Raw genomic sequence first — 533 nt, forward strand, 5'->3', positions numbered from 1 at the left:
ATGTATCCCCATTCGCCGTCGCGGGAGACAGCGGCCAGGCCGTTGGCGAAATCCGTCGCATCGTCGAACCGCGGCTCAATCACCATCGAGCCGGACTTGTCGATGTAGCCGATGGTCGGCCGCCGCGCACCGAGGTCTCCGATCGGTGCGCGCGCCAGTCCCTCGTGGAAGGTCCCGAAACAGCTCAGGCGATCGCTCTGCCAGTTGCACAGGGTGGGCCAGTGGACGATCGCGGACTGCGCGACGCAAGAGAGAACGGCGGCAAACGCACCGATCAGGGATGCCGAAATAACACGAGACATTGTTCTTCCCTGAAAGCGATATCCGATATGCGTGAGGCCATTGCACCGGCGCGCTCCAGGGGCGAACACGCTGCATGGGGCCATGCCTCGGGAATGCATCGCGGGGAGGATACACGGGGCACGGTCCCGCATGCCATACACCGGCGTTACCGGTGCGTCGCCGGCCATCACCGCAACGGAAGACCCACGCACAATGGCCGGCGCACATACCGCGTCTGGGACCGCCCCGTC

Annotated in this window: 1 protein-coding gene; it reads right to left on the reverse strand. The window is 65.1% G+C overall.

The window, feature by feature from the left end:
• Positions 1–302: WG repeat-containing protein (locus G7A99_RS24390; RefSeq protein ID WP_163144661.1), on the reverse strand; the 302-nt coding region annotated here is incomplete at its 3' end.
• Between the last annotated feature and the right edge of the window lie 231 nt (positions 303–533).

This window comes from Arhodomonas sp. KWT (assembly GCF_010993615.1).